The sequence below is a fragment of the Amycolatopsis sp. NPDC054798 genome (genome assembly GCF_053611505.1).
This window is the reverse complement of sequence record NZ_JBSHAM010000028.1, coordinates 73,329-99,031: the sequence shown is the minus strand read 5'-3', so window position 1 is coordinate 99,031 and position 25,703 is coordinate 73,329. Positions and strand designations below refer to the sequence as shown.

The window sequence follows — 25,703 nt, the reverse complement described above, 5'->3', positions numbered from 1 at the left end:
GCGCCCCGCCCGGCGTACCCGCCCGCGCCGGCGGGAGGTTGCTGCCCCCGCGCCCCCCACCCTAAACCCCCGCGGCCCGCCCGTGGGCCCGGCCCGCCCCCGCGGCGGGAAAACCCTTGCTACGCCAGGATCAGTGACCCAGGTGCAGGTTGTCCAGGTGCAGGCCGCCCGCGTGCGACTCGAGGCCGCTCGCCAGGTCGTGCACGTGGTTCTGCACCTCGTTGAGCACCGGCGCGGCGTGCGAGGCGTCCGGCAGCTCGCCGGCGCTCGCGTGCTGGGTGCCGGTCTCGACCGCGTCGTGGACGGTGTTCGTGACGTGCTGGGCAGCCGCGTTCACCGCCGGAGCGTGCGCGGTCGCGCCCTCGATGGCGTGGGTCAGCGAACCCGCGTTCGGGGCGGCCGGCAGCGCCGGAGCGTGCGGCAGCTCGCCGACGCCCGGGACCGACGGGGCCTGCGGCAGCGAGCCGACACCCGGGACCTGCGGCAGCGAACCGACACCCGGCACCTGCGGCAGCTCGCCCGCGCCCGGCACCGCCGGAACGGCCGGGAGGCCCGGAACGGCCGGAAGCGCGCCGGTCGCGTGGTCCAGCGTGCCGGACAGGTCGCCCGCCGAGGTCAGGTCGCCGGTCGCCTGGGTCAGGTCGGCGCGGACGTCGTCGCCGTGGACGCCGACCGGGGTCGAGCCGATCGCCTCGTTGACGGTGCCCAGCAGCTGCGAGCCGCCCTGGCGGACGTCCTCGACCAGGCCGCTGACCGGGCCGCCGACGACCGGCAGCTTGCCGGACTCGGACACGACGGCCTTCCAGGTCAGCGCGTCGCCGAGGTGGTTGGTGGTCGCGTCCACCGCGGAGCCGACGAGCTTGCCGTCGAAGACGTGCTCGCCCACCGCGTTCACGGTGTTCTGGGTGTCGATCGCGGCGGCGTCGACGATCGGGCCGACCACCGGGACGGAGTGGGTGGCGTCGGCGACGTGGTCCAGCACGCCGGAGACCGCGCCCAGCGCGCCGTGGGTGACGGTGTTCAGGCCGGTCGCGTCCGCGACGTTGCTGACGCCCTCGAAGACCGGGCTGAGGTTCGGCAGCCCGCCGAGGAGACCGCCGAGGCCGTCGCCGGCCTCGTGCGCCACCGGCTCGGCGGCGGCGTTCGCCTGGTCGAAGGCGCCGGCCAGGTCAGCCGAGGGCACGCCCGGAACCGCGGGGACGGCCGGAGCGGCCGGGACGCCCGGAACCGCGGGCACGGCCGGGACGGCGGGAGCGGCCGGCAGCGGGGCGCTGTCCATCACCAGCGGCATGATGTCCTGCACGTCCGACGGGTTCAGCTCGCCCAGACCGGCGCCGTTGAGCACCCCCTGCGGGTCGGCCTTGTAGTCCGCCATCGACTGCGGGTCGTTCAGCAGGTTCAACGCGAATTCGTGCAGCGTCTGCACCGGTCCCATAGTTCGTATTCTCCTGTGCTGAAAACGGATCGGGGTGGGGTGTCCGAGAAACGGACGAGCCGGCCCCAGAGCCGGCTCCTTTTCCGAACATAGGACTCCGCCGGAGGCCCGCCATCGGGGGGTCACCCGGGTTAGCCGGGGCCCCCACTAGGGACTTCGCCGATCCCCCGATTAGGGGCATTAGGGGATTCGGCGCGTCTGCACTGGTCACAGCGTTGCCGACGCGCCACTCCGCCGAGGGCCGCCCACCCCACTGATCGGGGGACGGACGCGGGTCGCCCGGAGAGGTTCGCCAGGACCACCCGTTGGTGTGACACCTGGAAGGCTTTTCCGGCGGGACCGGGCCCGGCCGGGACGCCGAAACGGCGGGGAGACCGGGTTCGCCCGGCTCCCCGCCGTTTCGGATGCTTCCAGGAAGATGCACGCGGAATCCGCGCCGAATGCGGGTTTCGCGGAGTTGATCTCGTTTCTGTTCTCAACCGCCATCGCGGATTCCGCCGTGACTGCGGCGGCAACGTGCTGGTGGCAGCTCAAGCGGACAGTTCGTCCCGAATCCGGCGCAGTCGTCAAATCGAAGCGACCGGGCTCGGGTCGCGCCGGGCCGGTCGCCGCCGCGGCACGGTCCCGTCCCGCAGCGGCTCCCCCGTCACGCAGTGGCGACCCGCACCGAATCCGGCATTTCCAGCTCCTTCAGCAGCTCCTCCTGCCGCCGCCGGTACGCCGCCACGTTCGCCAGCTTGATCTCCTCGTACCCGCGCACCGCATCCGGCAGCGAGGCCAGCTCGACCAGTCGCGCGTCGCCCCGGTCGGCCACCTCGAGCGCCCGAGTCAGCGCCTGCCGGTACTCCCCGATCAGCGCCCGCTCGACCCGCCGGACCTCCGCGCGGCCGAACGGGTCCAGCCGCGTCCCGCGGAGTTTGCGCATCGCGCGCAGCGCCGCGAAGGCGGGCCGGAAGCTGCGGCCGCCGAGGCTGATCTTGCGGTTCATGCCCAGCGCGCGCAGCACCGGCGGGTGCAGCCGGTGCGCGAACCGGGTGCCGACGCCGAACTGGGCTTCGATCTCCGCCGTCAGCTGCGGGTCCAGCGAGAGCCGAGCCACCTCGTACTCGTCCTTGTAGGCCATGAGCTTGTAGAGGTTCCGCGCGACCGCCTCGGTCACCGAAGCGCTGGCGCGGGTGCGGACCCGCTCGACGAACTCGGCGTACTCCCGCGCGTAGCGCTCGTCCTGGTAGGCGATGAGGTCCGGGACACGGATGTCGAGCACCCGGGCAAGTTCGCCGTCCGCCCGCACGAGCGCGCGCACCCGGCGGACCGCTTCCGCGTCGACCGCGGCCGGTGCCGGGGCCTCCGACGCCGGGGAAAGTTCCGCTTCGAGCGCGTCCGGGTCGGCGACCAGCTGCCTGCCTCGCCGGAACGCCTGCAGGTTCGTGTCCACCGCGGTGCCGTTGATCTTGATGGCCTGTTCGAGGCTTTCCGCGCTGACGGCCAGCGAACCAGTCTGGTAGGCCGCGCCGAGCTGGAGGATGTTGGCGAACTGGTCGTCGCCGAAGATCTGCTCGGCCAGGCCGCGGGCGTCGAGGTAGTGCCCGGCGGCGGTCGCTTCGCCGAGCGCGCTGCGGATGCTCGACTGGTCCGGGTAGGAAACTTCCTTGTCCACGACCATCCGCCCGGTCGGAACCTCCGAAGTGGACACGACGGCGACCGTGCGCGCGGCGTCGGCCACGCCGAGGTACGCGGGGTCGGCGGCGACCAGTGCGTCGCACGCGAGGTAGAGGTCGCACTCCCCGTTGGCCAGTTTCGGAGCCTGTTCGACTGCGCCGGTGGAGATCTTCACGTCCGAGACGACCGCGCCGCCCTTCTGCGCGAGACCGGTCTGGTCGAGGGTGCGCACCTGCTTGCCGTCGAGAACCCCGGCGACACCGAGGATCTGCGCCACGGTGACCACGCCGGTGCCGCCGATGCCGGTGATCCGCACCGCGACGTCGGACAGGGTTTTCGCCGGCTCCGCCACGACGTCCGCGCTGAGCGGGGCGAGATGCCGCCGCTTGACCTCGCCGGTCGGGACGACGGTCAGGAACGACGGGCAGTCGCCGTCGAGGCACGAGTAGTCGACGTTGCAGGACGCCTGGTGGATCTGGGTTTTACGGCCGAACTCCGTCTCGACCGGCTGCACCGAAAGACAATTCGACTTCACGCCGCAGTCGCCGCAGCCTTCGCAGACGCGTTCGTTCACGAACACCTTGCGCGCAGGCGTTTCCTGCTTCCCGCGACGGCGCTTGCGCCGCTTTTCCGCCGCACACTCCTGCTCGTGGATCAGCACCGTCACCCCGCGATGCGCCGCCAGTTCTTCTTGCGTGCGAAGAAGTTCCGACCGGTCGCGGACCTCGACGCCGCGAGGCAGCTTGCGCTTCCGCAGCCGGCGCGGCGCGTCCGAGGTGATGACGACCTTCGCCGCGCCCTCGGTCAGCAGCAGCGCAGCGACCTTCTCCACGGACAGCCCGCCGACCGCGTCCTGGCCGCCGGTCATCGCGACCGCGGAGTTGTAGAGCAGCTTGTACGTGATGTCGACGCCCGCCGCGACCGCCGCGCGCACCGCGAGGCTGCCGGAGTGCATGAACGTGCCGTCGCCGATGTTCTGCATCAGGTGCGGCGTCTCGACGAACGGAGCCATGCCGATCCACTGCGCGCCCTCGCCGCCCATCTGGGTCAGCCCGACGACCTCGCCGACCTGCTCCGGCTCCATGAACAAAGCCATGGTGTGACAGCCGATCCCGGCGCCGACGAGCGTGCCGTCCGGGACCTTGGTGGACGAGTTGTGCGGGCAGCCGGAGCAGAAGTACGGGGTACGAGCCAGCAGCGGCACCGAAATCCGCTCCCGGCGGCGCCGCTGCTTCCACGCCGCGACCGGTTCCGCGTCCGGCAGCCGCTTGGCCAGGCCGCTCGCGATGCGGTCCGGGTCCAGCTCGCCCAGCTCGGTGAACAGCACCTGGCCGTGCTGATCGGACTTGCCGTACACGCGCGGCGCGCCGGTGCGGCCGTAGAGGATCTCCTTGATCGCCGGTTCGACCAGCGCGCGCTTCTCCTCGATCACCAGGATTTCGTCGAGGCCCTCGGCGAATTCCTTGATGATCCCCGGTTCGACCGGGTACACGACGCCGAGCTTCAGCAGCCGGATGCCGTAGCGGGACAGCTCGGATTCGTCGAGGCCCAGCATCCGCAGCGCCTGCCGGAGGTCCAAATAGGACTTGCCGGCGGTGACGATGCCGACCCGGTCGCCCGCTCCGGACCGGACGATCCGGTTGATTCCGCTGGCGCGCACGTACTCCATCGCGAGCGGTAGCCGGACGCGGTGCAGGCTGTGCTCGAGCGTGATCAGCTCCGGCCCGAGCAGCCGGCTGTTCGGCTGGTGCTTGTACGCGCCCTCGGGCAGCTCTGGCGCGGTCCACTCCGAATCGACCACCGCGGTGCCGCCCGAATCGGCGACGTTCGCGACGATCTTCATCGACGACCACAGCCCGCTCGCGCGGGAAAGTTCGACCGCGTGCCTGCCGTGCCCCAGCACGTCCTGCGCGTCGGCCGGGAAGAACACCGGCATCGCGAGGTCGGCGAGCGCGTGCTCGGACGCACACGGGATGGTCGAGGATTTCGCGTTGGGGTCGTCGCCGACCAGCGCGACCGCGCCGCCGCGAGGATCGGTGCCGGCGAGGTTCGCGTGCCGCAGCGCGTCGGTGGCCCGGTCGAGGCCCGGGGCCTTGCCGTACCACATGCCGACCACGCCGTCCGGCCGCATCGTGCCCGCCCGGGCGGCGAGCTGGCTGCCCATGACCGCGGTCGCGCCGAGTTCCTCGTTGACGCCCGGCTTGTGCACGATGTTGTGCTCGGCCAGCAAAGCCGACCGCCGCGCCAGCTCCAGGTCGAACCCGCCGAGCGGCGACCCCTGGTACCCGGACACGAAGGCCGCCGAGTCCGCGCCAGCCTGGCGGTCCAGCCGGATCCGGTCGAGCAGGACCCGCACCAGCGCCTGCACGCCGGTCAAGTAGACAGTGCCCGCTTCGCGCACGTACCGGTCTTCCAACGTGAAGGCGTTCATCCGCACTTCCCTTCCGCACGCCATCAGCCCACGGGCACCCGCCGCTGGGACGTGAGCCACCTCACCCCACGCCTGAGCCCGGCGCAACGTGCCCGGCCACTGTAGTGGCAAGGACGCAAAGGATGACGCGCGAGAGGCCTGTTCGGACGGATCTGTTGCGTACGATGCCGCTCATGACCGAAGAACTGCTGGACGCGACCGACCACGAGATCATCGCGTTGCTCCGCGAGGACGCCCGGCGCACGTTCTCGGACATCGCCGGCCGGGTGTCGCTCTCCACCGCGGCGGTGAAGCGGCGCGTCGACCGGCTCCGGGAGAAGGGCGTGATCACCGGCTTCACCGTGCAGGTCGACCACGCGAAGCTCGGCTGGGGCATCGAGGCGTTCGCGCAGCTGCGGTTCTTCGGGAGCACGAACGTCGCGGAGATCGTGGAGACCACCACGCGGATCCCGGAAGCGCAGGCGGTGTTCACCATCGCCGGGGATCCGGACGCGGTGGTGTGGCTGCGCAGCCGCGACATGGCGCATTTGCAGAGCACGATCGACGAATTGCGGCGCAGTCATCGGATTACGAGCACGCGGACGTTGATCGTGCTCGATTCTTGGGTGCGTGGGGAGGATCGGCCCTGAGGCGGGGGCGGCTATGTCCATTGTGGAATGGGCTGGGGGGCGGTGAGCGAGTAGTGTCGCTGGGTGACGGAAGCGCCTGCGGGAGGGGGAGGTATGCCTGCTGATCCGGTCGGCGAGGGACGGGCTCGGCGGGGGCGGCCTCGGGGGACCAGCGCGCGGCAGCTGGAGGAGATCGCGCTGCGGTTGTTTACCGAGCAGGGGTTTCACGAGACGACTGTGGATCAGATCGCGGCTGCGGCCGGGGTCAGCCGGAGGACGTTCTTTCGGTATTACGACGCCAAGTCGGATGTGCTGTGGAATGAGTTCGACTCCGAGGTGGAGACGATCCGGGGGTTGCTCGCGGAGATGCCGGAGGAACTGCCGGTGCTGGAGGCGGTTCGGCGGGCGGTGCTCGCGGCTAATCATTATCGGGCCGAGGATGTGCCTGAGCTGCGGATGCGGATGAATTTGCTCAGCACGGTGGCGGAGCTGGCGGCTAGTGCGACCCGGCATTACGACGCTTGGGAGCGGGCGGTGATCGGGTTCGTCGCCCGGAGGACTGGGCAGGCGGAGGATTCGTTGTATCCGTTGGCGGTGGGCAGGGCGGTGCTGGCTACCTGTCGGGCGGCTTATGAGCGGTGGTCGGCTCGGGCTGATGCTGATCTGACGGTGTATCTGGACGCGGGGTTGAGGGCGTTGGCGGCTGGGTTCGCGGATGAGGTGCTGGTTGGGGAACCGGAGGGGGTTGGTTGAGGTGACTTGCCTCGTGCCGGGGGGCTCGTCGCCTGGCGGCGACATTGCGCCCGGGTGAGTTGGGGGGTGGGGCTAGCGCCCCAATGTGGCATTGGGTGCGTGGGACGCACCCAATGTGGCGTTCGGTGCGTCAGATGCACCCAACGCCACATTGGGGGCGGCGGGCCAGGTGCGACGAGTCGGGTGGGGCGGTCCGTGAAGGGAACCCTGAGGGAATCTGAGTCCGTGAAGGTTCCCCTCACGGACGGTCCAGCAGTGCGGCTAGTGCGGCGGGGGCGGCTGCGGCTCCGGTGAGCGAGTGCCAGCGGGCGCCTGATTCGCGGGCGAAGCGTTCGGCTTCCTCGCAATCTTCTGCGGGGGCCAAGATCAAAAGTTCTTCGCACGCACGGGCGGCGGGCAGCGGATCTTGGTCGTCTGTTGCTCGGCAATCCGACAACAGAAGTACCGTTTTCCTCGCCGCGCGTGAAGAAGCGAGTTGTTCGTTCGCTTTGTGCAGAGCCGCCGCCAATGCTGTGACTCCATGGCCGCGCAGTGACAGCACCGACTCGACCACTGCGGATTGAGAACGCGAAGACCGTAGCGGTCGGATCACTTCTGCCGTCCGGGCGAACGACACCACCGCGTGTTCCGCCGGAGCCCGCCACGAGCACGCCGCCGCGGTAAGCGCGGCGGCGGCCAACCGCGCGCCCGTCATCGAACCGCTCGTGTCGATCACCAAGCACAGAGCCAGTTCTGGCCTGGCCCATCGGCGTGCTACCAGGTCGTCCAGTGCGGGAACGCTGCCTACTGCGGCTGCGTCCACCAGCGCGGGCAACGACCGGTCGAGGTCGAGTTCGCCGCCCCGGTCAGCCCGGTCGCGGCGCAGTTTTCCAACGCCCCGTCCGCGTGCGACGCCTCGACGGGCGACGTCGAGCATCAGTCGTCGGGCTAGGGCTCGCGCTGCCGCACGCAGGGATTCGTCGGTGGCTTTGCTCATTTCGACCAGCAAGGCCATTGCCTCGTCCGCGTCCTCGCGGAAGACCGCGTTGAACGCTTCTTCGTCCAGAACACCGACCTCGGGCGAGATTTCTGCGAACCGGCCGTTGCGCGAAAGCTCCGAGCGCGGCGTGGTGCTGCTGCGCGCCGAGCCTGGCCGGGGCGGTCGGTGCTGGTGCTGAGGGCCCGCCGGTGGCGGGCTCAGGCTTCCCCCGGCGGGTCGCCGCCTTCCGGCGGACGGGATTCTGCGCCGAAAACCGCGACGTACAGTTCGTCGATGACTGATTCCGCGGTGCGGCCGCTGGATTCGTGCAGGGCGATCCGGCCGGACAGGGCGGCTAGCGCTGCGTCGTGGCCGGTTCGCCAGTCTGTGGCCGAGCCGCCGCGGATGCGGGCTAGCGAAACTGCCAGTCGCACCACGTCGATCGCGCCGCGGACTGAGGAGCCGACTCGTACGTCGGCGTGAGCGCGGGTGCGGCGTACCAAGTCCACCACGAGGTCACGCCATTCGGCGGGCACCGACGGAGCGCGGCGCGAGACGATGTCGTTTTCCTCGTCCTGGCTTTGATAGCCCATCACGATTCGGCAGACTCGGTCGTAGATGGCTGACGAGATCCGGGCGGTGCCGACTGCGTCGAACGGGTTCATCGCGGCTACCAAGCGAAAACCGTCGGCAGCCCGTACCCGACCCAGTCGTGGGACGTGCAGTTCGGCTTCGGACATCACAGTGATCAGGACGTTGAGCGTTTCCTCCGGGATCCGGTTGACCTCTTCGACGTACAGCAGGCCGCCGGTGCGCAGCGCTTCGATCAGCGGACCGTCCACAAAGGTCTCCGGGACGTAGCCCTCGGCCAGCACCCGCGACGGGTCGAACTGGCCGACCAGGCGGGCGGGGGTCAGTTCGGCGTTGCCTTCGACGAACACGAACGGCGAGCCGCCTGCCTCCGCGACGGCGCGCAGCAGCGTCGTTTTGCCGGTGCCGGGCGGGCCTTCGAGCACGACGTGCGCGCCGCAGTCGAGACCGGCCAGCAGCAGTTCGATCTCGCGGCGGCGGCCGACCACGTCCTCGGCCAGGAGGGGAATTGCGGACTGCGGACCGGAAACCGGGCCGCAGTCCGCGGACAGAGCCGTCACGGCGCGTCGTGGACCAGCACGCCGCGCACGTTCCGGCCCTCCAGCAGATCGTCGTACCCCTGGTTGACCTCTTCCAGGGTGTACGTGCGGGTGATGATCTCGTCCAGTTTCAGGTCCCCGCTCTGGTACAGCCCGAGGATCTTCGGGATGTCCACGGTGGGGTTGCAATCGCCGAACAGGCTGCCCTTCACCGTTTTCTTGAACAGCGTCAGGATCGAACCGGGGAGGTTGACGTTGTTGACCGACAGTTTGTTCAGCCCGGTCAGCACGATCGTGCCGCCCTTGCCGGTGGCGTTGAACGCGCCGGTCACGATCTCCTCGGTGACGATGCCCGCGGTCACGATCGTCTTGTCCGCGCCGTTGCCGTTGGTGAACGACTGCGCCAGCTCGGCCGCTTCCTCCGGCGTCGCGACCGCGTGCGTCGCGCCGAGTTCCATCGCCTTTTCCCGTTTGTTCTCCAGCGGATCCAGCGCGATCACGTTCTTCGCGCCGGCGTAGCGCGCGCCCTGCACCGCGTTGATGCCGATGCCGCCGACGCCGGACACGATCACCGTTTCGCCCGGCCGCACGCCGGCCGCGTTGACCGCCGAACCCCATCCGGTCGGGACGCCGCAGCCGACGAGCACCGCCTTGTCGAGCGGAAGGTCGTCGTCGACCTTCACGACCGAGTTCTGGTGGATGGTCGAGTACTGGCTGAACGTGCCGAGCATGCACATCGCGCCGTACTCCCGGACCGGGCCGGGGCCGCTGAACGGGAACCGCTCGCCGGGCAGGTAGCCCTCGAGGATCGTGGCTCCCATGTCGCAGATCGCCTGCTGCCCGGTGGAACACCAGCGGCACACGCCGCAGTTCGGGATGAACGAGCACACCACGTGGTCGCCCGGCTTGACCCGGGTGACGCCGGGGCCGACGTCCTCGATGATGCCCGCGCCCTCGTGGCCGAGCACCATCGGCAGCCGGGCCTCCAGGTCGCCGTGCGCGATGTGCACGTCGGAATGGCACAGCCCGGCGTGCGTGTACCGGATCAGCACCTCGCCCTCGCCAGGGCCTTCGAGGTCGAGTTCGACCACCTCGATCGGCTTGCCCACCTCGTAGACGACCGCGGCTTTCGTCTTCATCGGGAACTCCTTTGTTCGAGCGGGCTGATCACAGCGCGATGTTCACGGATTTGGTCTGCGTGTAGAGGTCGAGCGCGGCCGCGCCCAGCTCCCGGCCCCAGCCGGACTGCTTGTAGCCGCCGAACGGCATCGCCGTGTCGAAACCGTTGTACTGGTTGACCCACACCGAGCCTGCCTTCAGTTCCTTGGCAGTACGGTGCGCCTTCGCGACGTCGCGTGTCCAGACCCCGGCGGCCAGTCCGTACTCGCTGTCGTTGGCCGCGGCGGCCACGCCCTGTTCGGCGTTGAACGGCAGGGCCGCCACGACCGGGCCGAAGATTTCTTCCCGGACGATACTGAATTCCGGTTTGACGTCAACGAAAACAGTCGGCTCGATAAAATATCCAGTGTCGCCCCACCGTTTTCCGCCGGTGAGCGCGCGGGCGCCGTCGGCGAGCCCTTCGCCGAGATAGCGCGAAACGCGGTCGAACTGCTCCTGGGAAACCATCGGGCCCAGCTGGGTTTCCGGGTCGAGGCCCGGACCGATCTTCACCTGGCTCGCCGCCTGCGCGACCGCCTGGGTGAACTCCTCGAAGATCGTGTCCTCTACGTACAACCGGGTTCCGGCGACGCAGCACTGGCCGTGGTTGAACATCCACGCGTTGACCGAACCGGGCACCGCGAGGTCGAAATCGGCGTCGGCGAACACCACGTTCGGGCTTTTCCCGCCTAGTTCCAGCGAAACCTTCTTCAAGTTCCCGCTCGCGGCCTGGACGATCTTCTTGCCGACCTCGGTCGAGCCGGTGAAGGCCACCTTGTCCACGCCGTCGTGCGCGGCGAGCGCGGCACCGGCGTCGCCGAAACCGGTGACGATGTTGACCACGCCGGGCGGGAATCCGGCTTCCTCGAACAACTTCCCCAGCAGCAGCGCGGTCAGCGGCGTCTGCTCGGCGGGCTTGAGCACCACGGTGTTGCCCGCGGCGAGCGCCGGCGCGATCTTCCACGCGGCCATCAGCAGCGGGAAGTTCCACGGGATGATCTGCCCGCACACACCGATCGGCTCGCGCAGCGTGTAGGCGTGGAACTGCGCGTCCGGCGCGAAGGGCATCGACACGTTCACCGTGCTGCCTTCGATCTTGGTCGCCCAGCCCGCGTAGTAGCGGAAGACGTCGGCAGCCCAGTTGGTGTCGACGGCGGTCGCGATGGCCGCGGACTTGCCGTTGTCGAGCGCTTCCAGCTGGCCGAAGATCTCCGCCCGTTCGGACAGCAGGTCGCCGATGCGCCAGATCAGCCGTTCGCGCTCGTTCGGCTTCATCGCCGCCCACGGGCCCTCGTCGAACGCCTTGCGCGCGGCGGCGACGGCGCGGTTGACGTCCTCGGCCTCGGCGTGCGCGACCTCGGCGATCTTCTCCCCGGTGGCCGGGTCGTAGGTCGGGAACGTGCGGCCCGACGCCGCCGGCACCCACCGCCCGCCGATGAGCAGTTCGAGCGGGCCGGACACGAACTCCCGGACCTCGGTGTGCAGGGGGAATTCCACCGTTGCGGTCACCTGACGCCTCCTCACTTCGTTGTGACGGAGGCCATCGTCACCCGGCGGACCGGGGGCGGAGTGTTACAGAAGTGGACAGTCGTCGGTCACGCCCAGCGCCTGCATGCGGCGGTAGAGCGTGGTGCGGCTGATGCCGAGTTCGCGGGCCGCTCGCAGTTTGTTGCCTTCGCTGGCGCGCAACGCCGTGACGATCGCGTTCCGTTCGGCTAGTTCGCGTCCGCCGAGCTGTCTCGTGCGCGAGCTGCCCCGGTACGCGGGCGGCAGCTGGGCGAGGTCGATCACTCCGGTGTACGGAAGGCGGGACACCTCGCGCAGCACCGCGCGCAGCTCGTGCAGGTTGCCCGGCCACGGATGCGTGCGCAGCGCGGCCAGCGCGTTGCCGGTGAAATGCGGTTTGCGGTCCGGGTATTCGTCGCGGAGCATCGCCGCGGCGATCGCGGGCAGGTCGTCGAGCCGCTCGCGCAACGGGGCGAGGGCGACGGTTTCCGCGCATCTCGCCGCGACTGCCGCGACGGCGGGGGTCATCGCGTCCAAGGGGACGGAAGTGAGCAGCAGCCGGGCGGATTCCGGATTGTCGAGCGCCTCGCCGACCAACGGAAGCAGGCTCTCCGGGAGCAGATGGACGTCGTCCAGTACGACGGCGGTGCGCGGCTGCGCGACAAGATCGGCGAATCTTGTTGCCCAGACGCGAGGTTCCTCCCGCAGCGCGGCGGCAGCGTGCAGGACGACCGGATCGTCCGCTCCGGCTCGCGCGCGGGCTTCGGTGGTCCGGCCGGTGCCCGGTTCGCCCGTGACGAGGACCGAGCGCGCGGGTTTCGCCGCGATCGGGGCCGGCTTCGGGCTGCTCGGGCTCTTCGCGATGCGGAAGACGGCACCGTCCGTCGAACCCTCGACGCGTTCGGCTACGACCGAAAGACTGATCCCGTCACCCACTTCGAGGCGAGTGTCGAACACTCCGCGTTCCGGCACCTGCGGCAGCAACGTGCGCAGCAGGGTCGGGTCGGCAGGCCTCAGCTGTTCGATGCAAGTCTCGTTGGCAAAGACCAGGTCCCCGCCGAGCACCGCGACCGGCACGCTGCGATGGTGGGTGGCCTGCTGGAACGCCAGGAACAGCCGTCGTTCGCAGGCGCGGGCGCTCTCCAGCACGAGCTGTTCGATGTCGCCGACGACGCGTTTCACCAGCGGCCCGAAAAGCGGGTTGCCGCTGCTGCTCTCGCCGGTGATGTCGAGGACGCCCTCGATCCGCCCGGTGAGCGGATGCCGGATCGGATGGCCGTAGCAGCTGAACCGTTTCAACGCTTCGGCGTAGTGCTCCTGGCCGTGGATTTCCACCGCCTGGCGCGATTCGTGCGGCGTGCCCAGCGCGTTCGTGCCGACACGGCCCTCGCTGAGCTGCGAACCGTGCAGCACGCCGATTTCCTCCAGCTGCCGCCGCAGGCCGCGGTCGCCGAACCAGCGGAAGACGAGACGGCAGTCGCGGTCGGCGAGCAGGATGGAGAACCGGGTGCCGGTCAGCTGCTCGGCGAGCTGGTCCAGCACCGGGCGGGCGGCGGTCATCAGCCTGCTGCGCGGATCGACCTCGCCGATCGAAATCGCGGCCCGGTCCAGGCCAGGTTCCACGCCGAACAGCCGGGACCGGCGCCACGAATCGGCGATCGGCGGCCGCAGGACGGCGGAGCCCTGCGACGGTATCCCTCCGAGCGACACTGCTCCTCCCGACTACCGGACGGCGACGTAGCGGTTCGTGTGACAGTACCTTCGCGGATCGACAAGTTCCAGACGTGCGTTTTTCCGGGGTTCGGCCGTCCTTTGTGGACATTGGTAGGATCGGGTGAGTGGCGCGCCGTTTGCTGATGCTCTCCGTCCTGCTGTTCGGCTGGGCCGAATGGGAACACTGGCGATCCTCGCGCCGAGGAATGGGCACCCGGCCGGGAACAGCCGGCACCGGCGAGGCGGTCGTCGTGCTCGGCTACCGCAACGGCGGGCCACGGGCCAATTTCGTGAACCGCTGGCGAGTACGGGCGGCAGTACGTTCCCAGGCGCCCGGACAGTCGCGGCTGGTGCTGTGCGGCGGGGCCGTCGGCGGTCCGGTGCCGGAGGCCGCGCTGATGGCGCGATACGCGCGGTCCCGCGGCTACCGGGGCGAGGTGGTTCTGGAGACGGAGAGCCGGTCGACGTGGGAGAACGTGCTCGGCGCGGCGCCGTTGATCGAGGACGCGGACCGGATCAAGATCGTCTCGAATTCCTTGCACGCGGAGAAAGCGCGGCACTACCTGCGACGGCACCGGCCGGACCTGGCGGAGCGGCTGGTGCCCGCGAAGGACTATCGGTTCGGGGAGTTGCTGATGGTGAAGCCGGTGCTGGCGGTGCTGGGGAAACGGAAGTTGTGGCGGTTGCGGCGGCGGTGAGGTGAGGTGAGGTGAGGTGAGGCTGCTTAGCCGTTCGGTGGCGGATGGCCCTCGCTCGGCACTCCGTGGGGACGCGGGGATCACTGCTGACACGGGAGCGGCGGCGGGGAGGAGCTGCGGTCACCTACCGCGCCCTAACCCGCCTCGCCATCGCTGCCTCTACGCCCGAGCCGAGGTGCCAGGGCTCGTGAGCGGCAATGCCGGTTCCCACCGCGACCGCTGCCCTCCGCGCCCGAGCCGAAACCGCAAGCCTTTCGCGAGCGGCAACGCCGATTCCCGCCGCCCCTGCCCTCCGCGCCCAGGCCGAAGCACCCCAGCTTCGCGAGTGGCGATGCCCATTCCCACCGCCGCCACCCTCCGCGCCCAAGACCAAGCACTCCACGCCCCTCGTGAGCGACAACGCCGCTTCCCACCACCACCGCCGCCCTTCGCACCCAAGCCGACCCACCCCGGGCCTCTCGTGAGTGGCAATCCCGGTTCTAACCGGCACCGCCACTCACGACCCCCCAGGCAAGTGCGCGTTGATCTTGGCCGCCAACGCTTCCAGCTGGGCCCGCTCCTCCCGGTCCAGCGGCGCGAAGACCATCTCGTCCGCCTCGGCCCGCACCGCGTCGAGCCCCGCGACCAGGTCGGCCCCGGCCGGAGTGGCGTAGACGCGCTTGCGTCCGCCCTCTGTCCGCCGCTCGACCAGCTCGCGGCGTTCGAGCCCCTTGAGCAGCAGGGAAACGTTCGCTGGCGTCGTACCGCTCAGCTCCGCGACGTCTCGCTGGATCAGGCCGGGCTGCCGCCGCAGGTGTCCGAGCACCGTGGCCTGTTCGAAGGTGAGGTCGCGGGCGCGGCTCCATTCCTCGACCCGCTTGCGCTGAACCCGGAGAATTGACCGGAAAAGGTCGCCGGGCACCGCTTCCGGCTGTTTTCCCGCATCATGAGTTAAGTCCTTAACTTTTGACCTCGCCTGGACGAGCGGCAGGAAGAGTTCGTCGACGATCGACCGGATCCGCGCGGGCCGGACCGGCGCGAGGTCCAGCAGCAGGTCGTACCGCAGCAGCTGGAACGGCATTTCGAGCACCGCGCCGGAGAGGGCCGCCAGATCGATCTCGCCCCGGTCGTGCGCGCGCTGGTAGATCGCCCCCTGCGGGAGCAGCCGGTCGCCGATGATCCGGTCGCGAACCTGGCCGGGAGTGGCGCCGGCGCTGGCCGCCAGCCCGGAGTGGGCGGCGGCGACCGCGATGCCGAAGAACCCGGCCAGCGCTTCGCTCACCGCGGTGAGGTACGCGAGGAGATCGCCGCGCAGACTCCCGGTGTCGGGAACGACGATCGGGTTGAGGTCGCGGTGCCGCCGCATCGCGGCCAGCACGAGCTGATCCTTGTTCGCCCACCGCCGGTAGAGCACGGCCTCGCTCGTGCGGGCGCGCACGGCGACCGACTCCATGGTCAGCCGCGAGTAGCCGGATTCGGCCAGTTCGTCCCACGCCGCGGCCAGCAACGCGGACTCCAGCTGCTCTCCGCGACGGCGGACGGTTTCGGGGGCCACCCGTCCCATATTAGAAAGGTTTGCCTTTCTTAGCAAGTTTCCCTACGCTGGCGGCCAGGAATTCTTCGGAGCCAGGGGGTTGGAAATGTCGCGAGCGAACCTGTCCACACCGGAATTGCCGGTCCTGATCGCCGGAGCGGGCCCGACCGGGCTGACGCTGGCCTGCGAGCTCGCCCGGCGCGGCGTCGCGTTCCGGCTGGTCGAAGCGTCGCCCGGCCCGCGCCCGGGTTCGCGCGGCAAAGGGCTGCAGCCGCGCAGTCTCGAAGTGTTCGACGACCTCGGCGTCATCGACCGCATCCTCGCCAACGGCCAGTCCGCGATGCCCATCCGGCTGACCGATCCGGACGGCCGGACGAGCGGCGGCCCGACCTACGAGAAACGGCCCGATGTTCCTTATCCCGCAACGGTCATCACCCCGCAATGGCGGGTCGAAGAAACACTGGGACTGCGGCTGGCCGAACTGGGCGGAGCAGTCGAATTCGGCACCGCACTCGAGAGTTTCGACCAATCCCCCGACGCCGTGACGGCAGTGCTGCGCACCGGCGACCAGACCGAAACCGTCCGCGCGCAATGGCTGGTCGGCTGCGACGGCGGCCGCGGCGTCGTCCGCAAACAGGCCGGAATCGCGTTCGAAGGCGAGACGGACGAGCGGATCCGGATGATCATCGCCGATCTCGCCGTCGACGGCCTCGACCGCGACGCCTGGCACATGTGGCGCTGCGACGAGGGATTCGTCAGCCTCTGCCCGCTGCCGTCCACCGACCTGTTCCAGTACCAGGCGCCCGTCCTCGGCGAGACCGATCTCGACCTCGCCACCCTGCAGACGATCCTCGAACGGCGCAGCGGCCGCACCGACCTCCGCCTGTCCAGCCCGGCCTGGACGTCACTGTGGCGCTCCAACACCCGCCTGGCGGAGCGCTACCGCAACGGCCGCGTCTTCCTCGCCGGCGACGCCGCGCATGTGCACTCCCCGGCAGGCGGCCAGGGCATGAACACCGGCATCCAGGACGCGCACAACCTGGGCTGGAAACTCGCCGCCGGGGCGCCGGAACTGCTGGACACCTACGAGGCGGAGCGCCGCCCGGTCGCCGCCGGGGTGCTGCGGCTGTCGACCGCGCGCATGGCCGAAGCCGCCGAGCAGAAGAGCATCCCGATCCGCAGCGACCGAGCCACGACCCAGCTCAGCGTCAACTACCGCGACTCCGTCCTGGCCCGCGACGACCGGGCCGATTCCGCCCAGCTCCGAGCAGGCGACCGCGCCCCCGACGCCCCCTGCCTCACCACGGCGACCGGCGAACGCCGCCTGTTCGACCTCACCCGCGGCGGCCAGTTCACCCTGCTGAACTTCGGCCCCCGCTTCGACGCCGACGTCCGCACTTTCCACGTCGTCGCTCGCCCATCCGCGGACGACGAGGTCGCCGATTCCGCGGGACACCTCGCCCGGGCGTACTCCGCGACCGACCGCACCCTGGTCCTGCTTCGTCCCGACGGGTACGTCGGCCTGATCTCCGACGCCGGGGACTTCTCGGCGGTCAAGGAGTACCTCGCTGGAATACAGCTCTAGCCTTCGCCGGAGGAGCTGACGGAGCGGAGGAAGCGGCGCCGTTGCCGGAGGGACGTCCGTCCACTGTGGAACCCGGATGCGCGTCCCCCGCTTCCTGGTATCCTGGCCGACGGACAGCAGACTCGATCCAAGAGGATTTCTATCGTGGTGGGTGAAGACGACATCTCCGGGTGAGCCCGGGGCACGGGCCATGACGGCACCGGCCCCTCGCTGATCCCTGCGCGGCCTCAGACCGCGCGTGGAGGTTCCCCGTGCAGGTCAGGAGACCCACGGGTGGCGAGGCACACCGACCCCAGGCAGGCGCGAGCGCGCCGCCGGACCAGGTCGGGCGAAGCCCAGGCATCAGCCGGGCGGCAGGTCGCGGATGGCCCTACCCATGTCGTCCACAGCACACCCAGCAGGGCACCGCTCTGCCGATCCACCGCGAGGCTTCACATGTCCGATCTCCGCATCGTCCTGTCCGGAATCTCCTTCTCCTGGCCCGACGACACCCTCGTCTTCGACCAGCTCTCCGCCACCTTCCCGGCCGGCCGGACCGGGCTCGTCGCGCCCAACGGGGCCGGGAAGTCCACCCTGCTCAAGCTCATCGCCGGGCAGCTCAAACCGGCCGCGGGCAGTGTCACTGTCGACGGCGTCCTCGGCTATCTCCCGCAGGATCTGCCGCTCACCGCCGAACTCACCGTCGCCGAGGTGCTGGGCATCGACGCGATCCTGAAGGCCATCACGGCGGTCGAGGGAGGCGACGCGGCCGAGGAGCACTTCACCACCATCGGTGCGGATTGGGACATCGAGGACCGCACTCGCGCGCAGCTGGACCGGCTCGGGCTCGGCGACCTCGCGCTCGACCGGCTGCTCGGCACGCTCAGCGGCGGCCAGGTCGTTTCCCTCGGTCTCGCCGCGCAACTGCTGCGCAGCCCGGACGTCCTGCTGCTCGACGAGCCCACCAACAACCTCGACCACACCGCCCGCCAGCAGCTCTACGGCGTGCTTTCCGACTGGTCCGGCTGCCTGCTCGTGGTCAGCCACGACCGCGCGCTGCTCGACCGGATGGACCGGATCGCCGAACTCGGCGCGGACGAAATCCGGTTCTACGGCGGCAATTTCACCGAATACGAACAAGCGGTGCAGGCCGAACGGGAGGTCGCGGAAAAGAACATCCGCAACGCCGAACAAGAGGTCAAACGCGAGAAGCGCGAAATGCAGCAGGCCCGGGAACGCGCGGACAAGCGGGCGAGCAACGCGAAGCGCAATCTGTCCAATACGGGGCTGCCGAAGATTTTCGCCGGGACGATGAAACGCAACGCGCAGGAGTCCGCGGCAAAGGCGGACGGCACGCACGCGGCGCGGGTCAGTGCGGCGAAAGCCAAGCTCGACCAGGCGGAACGGTCGTTGCGGGAGGACCAGAAGATCAGCCTCGAACTGCCGAAGACGGCGGTCCCGGCCGGGCGGACGTTGTTTGACGGCAAGCATCTTCGGGTGCGCGGGCTGTTCGCGGGCGAGGGCGCGGATCTGTCGATCCGCGGTCCGGAAAGGATCGCGCTCACCGGGCCGAACGGCGTGGGCAAATCGACGTTGCTGCGGCTGATGCAGGGCGACCTCGCGCCGGACGCGGGCGAGATCAGCCGCGCGGACGGGCGGATCGCGTATCTGTCGCAGCGGCTCGATCTGCTGGATTCCGAACGCACGGTCGCGGAGAATCTTGCCGGCGCCGCACCGGAAATGCTGCCCGCGGACCGGATGAACCTGCTGGCGCGCTTCCTGTTCCGCGGCGCGCGGGCGCATCTGCCGGTCGGGGTGCTGTCCGGCGGGGAACGGCTGCGCGCGACGCTCGCGTGCGTCCTGTTCGCCGAACCCGCGCCGCAGCTGCTGCTGCTCGACGAGCCGACGAACAACCTCGACCTGGTCAGTGCCGGCCAGCTGGAAAGCGCGCTGAACGCCTACCAGGGCGCGTTCGTGGTGGTCAGCCACGACGAGCGGTTCCTGGCCGAGATCGGCGTCAACCGCTGGCTGCGGCTGGAAAACGGGCAGCTCCGGGAAACGGCCGGGATCACGGAATGACCGCCCTGCGCGCGCACGAGATCGTGCGGGTGCTCGGGGGACGGCGCGTGCTCGACGGAGTGTCGGTCACCGCCGCCCCCGGTCGCCGGATCGGGGTGATCGGCGAGAACGGCACCGGGAAATCGACGTTGCTGCGAGTGCTCGCGGGCGTGGACGCGCCGGATCGCGGCGAGGTCGAGCGGCCGCCGGATCTGGGTTTCCTGCACCAGGAAATGCAGTTCGACCCGGCCGAAACGGTCGCCGACGTCCTCGAACAGGCCCTCGCAGCGGCCCGCGAAGTGCTGGCCGAACTCGACCGGGTCGCCGCGCTGCTCGCCGAAGCGCCCGAAGACGCCGCGTTGCTGGCCGAGTACGCCGAACTGCTCGACCAGGCACAGCAACACGAAGCGTGGGACGCGGACCGGCGGGCGGAGGTCGTGCTCACCGGGCTGGGGCTCGCCGCGCTCGAACACGGGCGGACGCTCGGTTCGCTTTCCGGCGGTCAGCGCGGACGGCTCGCGCTCGCCGGGCTGCTGGTTCGCCGTCCGTCGGCGGTGCTGCTCGACGAACCCACCAACCACCTCGACGCCGAAGCCGCCGCGTTCCTCGAAGCGCAGCTGCGCGAACTGCCCGGCGCCGTGGTGTTCGCCAGCCACGACCGGGCGTTCCTCGACGCGGTGTGCACCGACATCCTCGACCTCGACCCGGCCCCGGACGGTCCGGTGCGCTTCGGCGGCGCCTACACCGAATACCTCGGCTGGAAACGCGCCGAACGCGAACGCTGGGAACGGCAATACGCCGAGGAGCAGGAAGAACTGGAGGAACTGCGCGACGCGCTCGGTGTCACCGCGCATCGGGTCGCGCCGGGCCGCCTCGCGCCGGACAACGAGAAAATGGGTCTCGGCCGCAGGTCCGGCCGGGTGCAGCACCAGATCTCGCGCCGGGTCCGGGCCACCACGCGACGGCTGGACGAGCGCGAACGCGCCCAGCTCCCCGCGCCACCGCCGCCGCTCCGGTTCCGCCCGCGAGCGCTGGCGGTCGAAAACCCGCAAGAAACCGTTGTCACGCTGGAGAATGTGCACCTGCCGGACCGGCTTTCGGTAGACCGCCTCGAAATCCGGCCCGACACCCGGCTGCTGGTCACCGGCCCGAACGGTGCGGGAAAGTCAACGCTGCTGCTTCTCCTCGCCGGAAAACTCGACGCGGAAGGAGTGGTCCGCCAATCCAGCATCACCGTCGGAATCCTCAGCCAGGACACCATTTTCGCCCGCCCGCAACGGACCGCCCGCGCCACCTACCTCGCCGCGCTCGGCCCGGAACGCGTCGCCGCTGTCCCGCTGAACTCGTTGGGACTGCTGACAAATCGCGAAGCCTCCCGGCCGGTCGGCGAACTGTCGGTCGGGCAACGCCGCCGCCTCGCGCTCGCGCTCCTCATCGCCGACCCGCCGCACCTGCTGCTGCTCGACGAGCCGACCAACCACCTCTCCCCCACGCTGTGCGACGAACTGGAGGACGCACTCGGCACCAGCCCGGGCGCGATCGTCGCCGCCACGCACGACCGGCGGCTGCGCGAAAACTGGACCGGGCAAGTGCTTCATCTCGGACCCGAGCACCGCGTTACGCCGTTAGAGTGATCCGCGCCGGGCGGATGTCCGGCGCGAAACCCCGGCAGCGACCACCCCGCGGAACATCCGCCCGCGAAGGGAACGAACGATGATGCACGAAGTCCTGCGCCGCCACGTCGACTCCGGGTTCCTCCCGGGCGCGGTAGCCCTCGTCGCGCGCGGCGACGACGTCCAGGTGACGGCAGCCGGGCATCTCGACGTCGAAGGCACCGCGCCGATGGCCCGCGACACCATCTTCCGGCTCGCCTCCATCACCAAGCCGATCACCGCGGCAGCCGTGCTGATGCTGATCGAGGACGGCCGGTTCGGCCTGGACACCCCGATCGCCGAATGGCTGCCCGAACTGGCCGCCCCGATGGTCGTGCGCACGCCGCACAGCCCGGTCGACGACGTCGTACCCGCGAAAAACCCCATCACCGTCCGCGACCTGCTGACCTTCCGGGCCGGTTACGGCTTCCCGTCGGACTTCTCCCTGCCGCAGGTCCAGGCGCTGTCCACAGTGCAGACCGACGGCCGCGAGGTGCGGCTGCGCCCGGAACCCGGCGAATGGCTCGCCCGGCTGGCGCGCATCCCGCTGCTGCACCAGCCCGGCGAGGCGTGGCTGTACGACACCTGCGCTGACCTGCAAGGAATCCTGATCGCCCGCGCGTCCGGCCAGCCGCTGCCGGACTTCCTCGCCGAGCGGGTGTTCGAACCGCTCGGCATGGCCGACACCGCGTTCGAGGTGCCCGCCGCGAAACGGCACCGGTTCGCCAGCTACTACCGCTCCGCCGAGGACGGCCTGGAACTGGCCGACGCGCCGGACGGCCAGTGGCGCGAGGTGCCGCCGTTCCCGGCCGGATCCGGCGGGCTGGCCGGCACCGCCGACGATTGGCACCGCTTTGCCCGGATGATCCTTTCCGAGGGAAACGGGCTGCTGTCGAAGGAATCGGTCCGGCAGATGACGGCCAACCACCTCACCGCCGAGCAGATCGCGGCCAACCCGGTCTTCCTCGATGGCCAGGGCTGGGGGTTCGGCGGCTCCGTCGACGTCGCGCCGAAGCAGCCGTGGCAGACCCCCGGCCGCTACGGCTGGGTCGGCGGCACCGGAACCAGCGCCTACCTGACGCCCTCGACCGGTTCAGTCGCGATCTTGCTCACCCAGCGCGGGGTGGACGGGCCCGGCGGCATCCCGTACCTGCAGGACTTTTGGCGCGAAGCGGCCGCGCCGGAGTGATCCGCGGCGGGTCGCGCACTGTACTGTGGCCCGCGGGCACGAGGCAACGCGACGAGGGGTCAGACGTGGGCATTTTCGACAAGATCCGCGGCGAGTTCATCGACATCATCGAGTGGACCGACGACAGCCGGGACACCATCGTGTGGCGCTTCCCGCGCTACGACAACGAGATCAAGATGGGCGCCAAGCTGACCGTCCGCGAATCGCAGGCCGCGGTGTTCGTCAACGAGGGCCAGGTCGCCGACGCCTACCCGCCGGGCATGTACACGCTGCAGACGCAGAACATGCCGGTCATGTCCACCCTGAAGGGCTGGAAGTACGGCTTCAACTCGCCGTTCAAGGCCGAGGTGTACTTCGTCAACACCCGGCAGTTCACCGACCTCAAATGGGGCACGCAGAACCCGGTCATCCTGCGCGACGCCGAGTTCGGCATGGTCCGGCTGCGCGCGTTCGGCGGCTACGCGGTCCGCGTGGTCGAGCCGGTCGCGCTGCTGAAGGAATTGGCGGGCACCGACCCGCAGTTCCGCACCGAAGAGGTGTCGGACTACCTGCGCAGCATGGTGATCAGCAAGCTCGGGCCCGCGATCGCCGCCGCCCAGGTGCCGATGCTCGACCTGGTCACCCACCAGGAGCAGATCTCCGGCAAGATCGCGAACGCGCTGAACCTCGAACTGCGCGAGGTCGGCATCGAGATCTCGAAGTTCATGATCGAGAACATCTCGGTGCCGCCCGAGGTCGAGGCCGCGATGGACAAGCGGACCCAGATGGGCGTGGTCGGCGACCTCGACCAGTACACGAAGTTCCAGTCCGCGAACGCGATCGAGGCGGCGGCGAACAACCAGGGCGGCGCGGGCGAGGGGCTGGGCATCGGCCTCGGCATGGCGCTCGGCCAGCGCGCGGCCGGACCACAGCAGCAGCCCGCCCCGCAGCAGCAGTACCAGCAGCAGGCTCCCCAGCAATACCAGCAGCCGCAGTACCAGCAGCAAGCCCCGCCGCAGATGCCGCCGCCGCTGCCGCAGGGCGAGCAGTGGTTCGTCGGCGCGAACGGCCAGCAGCTCGGCCCGTTCGACCGCGCGGGACTCGGCCAGCAGATCTCCTCGGGCACGCTCGCCAAGGACACGCTGGTGTGGAAGGCGGGCATGGCGCAGTGGACGCCGGCCGCGCAGGTGCCGGAGGTGTCGGCGCTGTTCGGCGCGACCCCGCCGCCGCTGCCGCCGTCCTGAGCCGCACCGACCGTTCTGGGGGACCCATGACTGACCCACGTTCTCAGCAGAGCGGCGTGGCCAACACGACCTATCCGTGCGGCGGCTGCGGCGCGCGGCTGGAGTTCGCGCCGGGCACGACGGCCATGCAGTGCCCGTACTGCGGGTTCCGGCAGGAGATCGCCGCCGGGGACCGGCAGATCCGCGAGATCCCGTTCGCCGAGCTGGCGAACCTGGCGCGCAAGCCGGTGGGCTCGATCGGCAAGTACGTCTTCGTCTGCCAGCGGTGCGCGGCCAGGACGGAAACCAACGAGACCGCCAGCATGTGCCAGTTCTGCGGGGCGCCGCTGGTCATCGACCCGGGAGCGTCCGGGCAGCTGGTGCCCGAGGGCGTGCTGCCGTTCGCGTTCGACCGTCCCGCGGTGAGCACGCATCTGAAGAAGTGGACGTCTTCGCGCTGGTTCGCGCCGACCGCGCTGAAGAAGGTCACCACGGCCGAGTCCACGAAGAGCACGTACATCCCGCATTGGACGTACGACTCGCAGACCGTGTCGGTGTACACCGGCGCGCGCGGCGAGTACTACTACGTCACCGAAAGCTATTACGAGAACGGCGAGCGCAAGACGCGTCAGGTGCGCCATACCCGCTGGTACCCGGCGCGCGGGCAGGTCGCGCGGAACTTCGACGACGTGCTGGTGCCGGCGAGCACCCAGCTGCCGTTGCCGGAGCTGGACAAGCTCGCGCCGTGGCCGCTGCTCGACTCCGCGCCGTACCAGCCGCAGTTCCTCTCCGGGCATTTCGCGCTGCGGTACGACGTGGAACCGGAATCCGGCTTCGAAGAGGCGAAAAACCGGATGGCGCCGGTCATCGCCGACGACTGCAAGCACGACATCGGCGGCGACACCCAGCAGCTGAACTCGGTCGACACTCAGCACAACAACGTGACGTTCAAGCTGATGCTGCTCCCGGTATGGGTCGCGACCTACGTGTACGCCGGGAAGAACTGGCAGATCCTCGTCAACGGCGTCACCGGGGAGATCCACGGCCAGCGTCCGTGGAGCAAGGTCAAGATCGCCGTCGCGGTGGTGCTCGCGCTGATCGTGATCGCGGCGATCGTCTACTTCGTCGCGACGAAGGGCCACAGCACCGGCACGACGCACCATTCCGTTACCCACCACTGAGTTTTCCGCGAAGGATGTGATGTGCCGTGCTGATGGGCATGGTTCTCGGCGACCGCTGCTCCCGCGTTTCGCGGGAGCACGCGGGTTCGCCGCTGTCTTGACCGGCGGGAATCCTCGCCTGCTCTCCGCGAAGCGTCGACGGCTGACTGGCCCTTCGACCCTTCCCCGGGAGCATTCATGTCCACCGTTCAGTGGACCGAAAACGGAACTACCCGCACCGCCCGCTGGCATTCCGGAACCGGAACCCCGCCGCCGGGCCGCATCGTCGTCGTCGACGACCGGCTGACCGCGGCGGCGGCGCTGCGCTTCGCCCGCGCTGGCACCGGAATGCTGTGGCGCGGCGACTTTCCCAACGCACGACAGCTCGTGCGCGCGATGGACCGGCGGCTGCCGCAGCGCTCGGGGTCCTTCGCGCAGATGCGTTCCGCACGCTCGAAACGCGCGGCACTGCTGGGGAAAGTCCTGGTCGCAGTGGAGGAAGACCATTCACTGCACCTCCGCCGGGCCCCCGACATCCACGCTGCCTGCGAGCACGCGTTCGGCGGTTTGCCCGGCACAGTGCTTTCGCTGCGTGAGCTGCTCGGCGCCCTCAGCGCTTATCAATGGCATCAGAAAGGCATCCACATCAACGCTTTAGCCGCTCGGATTTATCCGGCGTACAGCGTGTTCACGCCGACACGGAGCGAATACCTCGATCTTGTCGCGCAGGAACCTTTGCCGGGCAAGGGTTCCCCGGTCGCTTTCGATCTCGGCACCGGCACCGGCGTGCTCGCCGCCATCCTCGCCCGGCGCGGAGCCGCGAAAGTGCTGGCCACCGACCTGAATCCGCGCGCGGTGCGCTGCGCGCGGGACAACCTGAGGCGGCTCGGGCTGTCCGGGAAGGTCCGTGTCCTCGAAGCCGATCTCTGGCCCTCCGAACGGCGTGCCGACCTGGTCGTCTGCAATCCGCCCTGGCTGCCGGGAAAACCGTCCTCGGCGCTGGAACTCGGGATCTACGACGCCTCGTCCGCCATGCTGAACCGCTTCCTGGACGGCCTGCGCGACCATCTGACGCCGCACGGCGAAGGCTGGCTGATCCTGTCCGACCTCGCCGAACACCTCGGCCTGCGCACCCGGGCCGACCTGCTCGCCCGGATCTCCGCCGCCGGACTGGAGGTCGCCGGACGGCGCGAAACCACGCCAAGGCACCGGCGCGCCACGGACAGTGCCGATCCGCTGCACGACCAGCGCTCGCGGGAGCGGACGATCCTGTGGCGGCTAACCATGTCCAGAGCGTGACCCGGCGTTTCCACACT

18 protein-coding genes are annotated in these 25,703 nt (G+C 69.8%); 10 read left to right on the top strand and 8 right to left on the bottom strand.

Going from position 1 to position 25,703, the window contains the following annotated elements; translation table 11 throughout:
• Positions 1–130 precede the first annotated feature (130 nt).
• Entirely contained in the window at positions 131–1,435 is a 1,305-nt protein-coding gene (locus ACWGIC_RS19330; RefSeq protein ID WP_452077311.1) for an IniB N-terminal domain-containing protein, read from the bottom strand.
• A 646-nt stretch (positions 1,436–2,081) separates the two neighbouring features.
• Positions 2,082–5,525, bottom strand: coding sequence for an indolepyruvate ferredoxin oxidoreductase family protein (locus tag ACWGIC_RS19325; RefSeq protein WP_452077310.1), 3,444 nt, complete (start codon positions 5,523–5,525; stop codon positions 2,082–2,084).
• Positions 5,526–5,698: 173 nt separating this feature from the next.
• Between ACWGIC_RS19325 and ACWGIC_RS19320 the strand changes: the two genes are divergently transcribed.
• Both ACWGIC_RS19320 and mftR read left to right on the top strand, forming a co-directional pair.
• Positions 5,699–6,154, top strand: coding sequence for an Lrp/AsnC family transcriptional regulator (locus tag ACWGIC_RS19320; RefSeq protein ID WP_452077309.1), 456 nt, complete (start codon positions 5,699–5,701; stop codon positions 6,152–6,154).
• 93 nt (positions 6,155–6,247) lie between these two features.
• A complete protein-coding gene (gene mftR / locus ACWGIC_RS19315; RefSeq protein WP_452077308.1) occupies positions 6,248–6,886 on the top strand; it encodes a mycofactocin system transcriptional regulator in 639 nt (212 codons plus the stop codon).
• 238 nt (positions 6,887–7,124) lie between these two features.
• Here the strand turns inward: mftR and ACWGIC_RS19310 are convergent, their stop codons facing one another.
• From ACWGIC_RS19310 to ACWGIC_RS19290, 5 genes are all read right to left on the bottom strand, one after another.
• On the bottom strand, positions 7,125–7,880 hold the full coding sequence (locus tag ACWGIC_RS19310) for a vWA domain-containing protein (protein WP_452077307.1): 756 nt from the start codon (positions 7,878–7,880) through the stop codon (positions 7,125–7,127).
• Between the two features lie 182 nt (positions 7,881–8,062).
• On the bottom strand, positions 8,063–8,995 hold the full coding sequence (locus ACWGIC_RS19305; protein ID WP_452077306.1) for an AAA family ATPase: 933 nt from the start codon (positions 8,993–8,995) through the stop codon (positions 8,063–8,065).
• Positions 8,992–10,113, bottom strand: coding sequence for an NDMA-dependent alcohol dehydrogenase (locus ACWGIC_RS19300; RefSeq protein ID WP_452077305.1), 1,122 nt, complete (start codon positions 10,111–10,113; stop codon positions 8,992–8,994). Before ACWGIC_RS19300 ends, ACWGIC_RS19305 begins: the two co-directional genes overlap by 4 nt.
• 28 nt (positions 10,114–10,141) lie before the next feature.
• Positions 10,142–11,641 (bottom strand): aldehyde dehydrogenase family protein, encoded by a 1,500-nt coding sequence (locus ACWGIC_RS19295; protein WP_452077304.1) that lies wholly within the window; start codon positions 11,639–11,641, stop codon positions 10,142–10,144.
• 63 nt (positions 11,642–11,704) lie between these two features.
• Entirely contained in the window at positions 11,705–13,348 is a 1,644-nt protein-coding gene (locus ACWGIC_RS19290) for a sigma-54-dependent Fis family transcriptional regulator (protein WP_452077303.1), read from the bottom strand.
• A gap of 128 nt (positions 13,349–13,476) precedes the next feature.
• Here ACWGIC_RS19290 and ACWGIC_RS19285 point away from each other — a divergent pair, with 128 nt between their 5' ends.
• Complete coding sequence (locus tag ACWGIC_RS19285) at positions 13,477–14,049, top strand: YdcF family protein (RefSeq protein ID WP_452077302.1); 573 nt, start codon at positions 13,477–13,479, stop codon at positions 14,047–14,049.
• Positions 14,050–14,545: 496 nt separating this feature from the next.
• Here the strand turns inward: ACWGIC_RS19285 and ACWGIC_RS19280 are convergent, their stop codons facing one another.
• Complete coding sequence (locus ACWGIC_RS19280; RefSeq protein ID WP_452077301.1) at positions 14,546–15,583, bottom strand: TetR/AcrR family transcriptional regulator C-terminal ligand-binding domain-containing protein; 1,038 nt, start codon at positions 15,581–15,583, stop codon at positions 14,546–14,548.
• 85 nt (positions 15,584–15,668) lie between these two features.
• On the opposite strand from ACWGIC_RS19280, the gene ACWGIC_RS19275 reads away from it, so the two are divergent.
• The 7 genes from ACWGIC_RS19275 to ACWGIC_RS19245 all read left to right on the top strand — a co-directional run bounded on the left by ACWGIC_RS19275 (position 15,669) and on the right by ACWGIC_RS19245 (position 25,686).
• Entirely contained in the window at positions 15,669–17,147 is a 1,479-nt protein-coding gene (locus ACWGIC_RS19275; protein WP_452077300.1) for an FAD-dependent oxidoreductase, read from the top strand.
• A 435-nt stretch (positions 17,148–17,582) separates the two neighbouring features.
• A complete protein-coding gene (gene abc-f, locus ACWGIC_RS19270; protein WP_452077299.1) occupies positions 17,583–19,205 on the top strand; it encodes a ribosomal protection-like ABC-F family protein in 1,623 nt (540 codons plus the stop codon).
• Entirely contained in the window at positions 19,202–20,818 is a 1,617-nt protein-coding gene (locus ACWGIC_RS19265) for an ABC-F family ATP-binding cassette domain-containing protein (RefSeq protein WP_452077298.1), read from the top strand. The genes abc-f and ACWGIC_RS19265 overlap by 4 nt, the downstream gene beginning before the upstream one ends.
• Positions 20,819–20,897: 79 nt before the next feature.
• Positions 20,898–22,025: a serine hydrolase domain-containing protein gene (locus ACWGIC_RS19260; RefSeq protein ID WP_452077297.1), complete on the top strand. Its 1,128-nt coding sequence runs from the start codon at positions 20,898–20,900 to the stop codon at positions 22,023–22,025.
• A 65-nt stretch (positions 22,026–22,090) separates the two neighbouring features.
• Positions 22,091–23,248, top strand: a complete 1,158-nt coding sequence (locus ACWGIC_RS19255; RefSeq protein ID WP_452077296.1) for an SPFH domain-containing protein — start codon at positions 22,091–22,093, stop codon at positions 23,246–23,248.
• 26 nt (positions 23,249–23,274) lie between these two features.
• On the top strand, positions 23,275–24,408 hold the full coding sequence (locus tag ACWGIC_RS19250) for a hypothetical protein (RefSeq protein ID WP_452077295.1): 1,134 nt from the start codon (positions 23,275–23,277) through the stop codon (positions 24,406–24,408).
• Positions 24,409–24,585: 177 nt separating this feature from the next.
• Positions 24,586–25,686, top strand: coding sequence for a methyltransferase (locus ACWGIC_RS19245; RefSeq protein WP_452077294.1), 1,101 nt, complete (start codon positions 24,586–24,588; stop codon positions 25,684–25,686).
• The last annotated feature ends 17 nt before the right edge of the window (positions 25,687–25,703 follow it).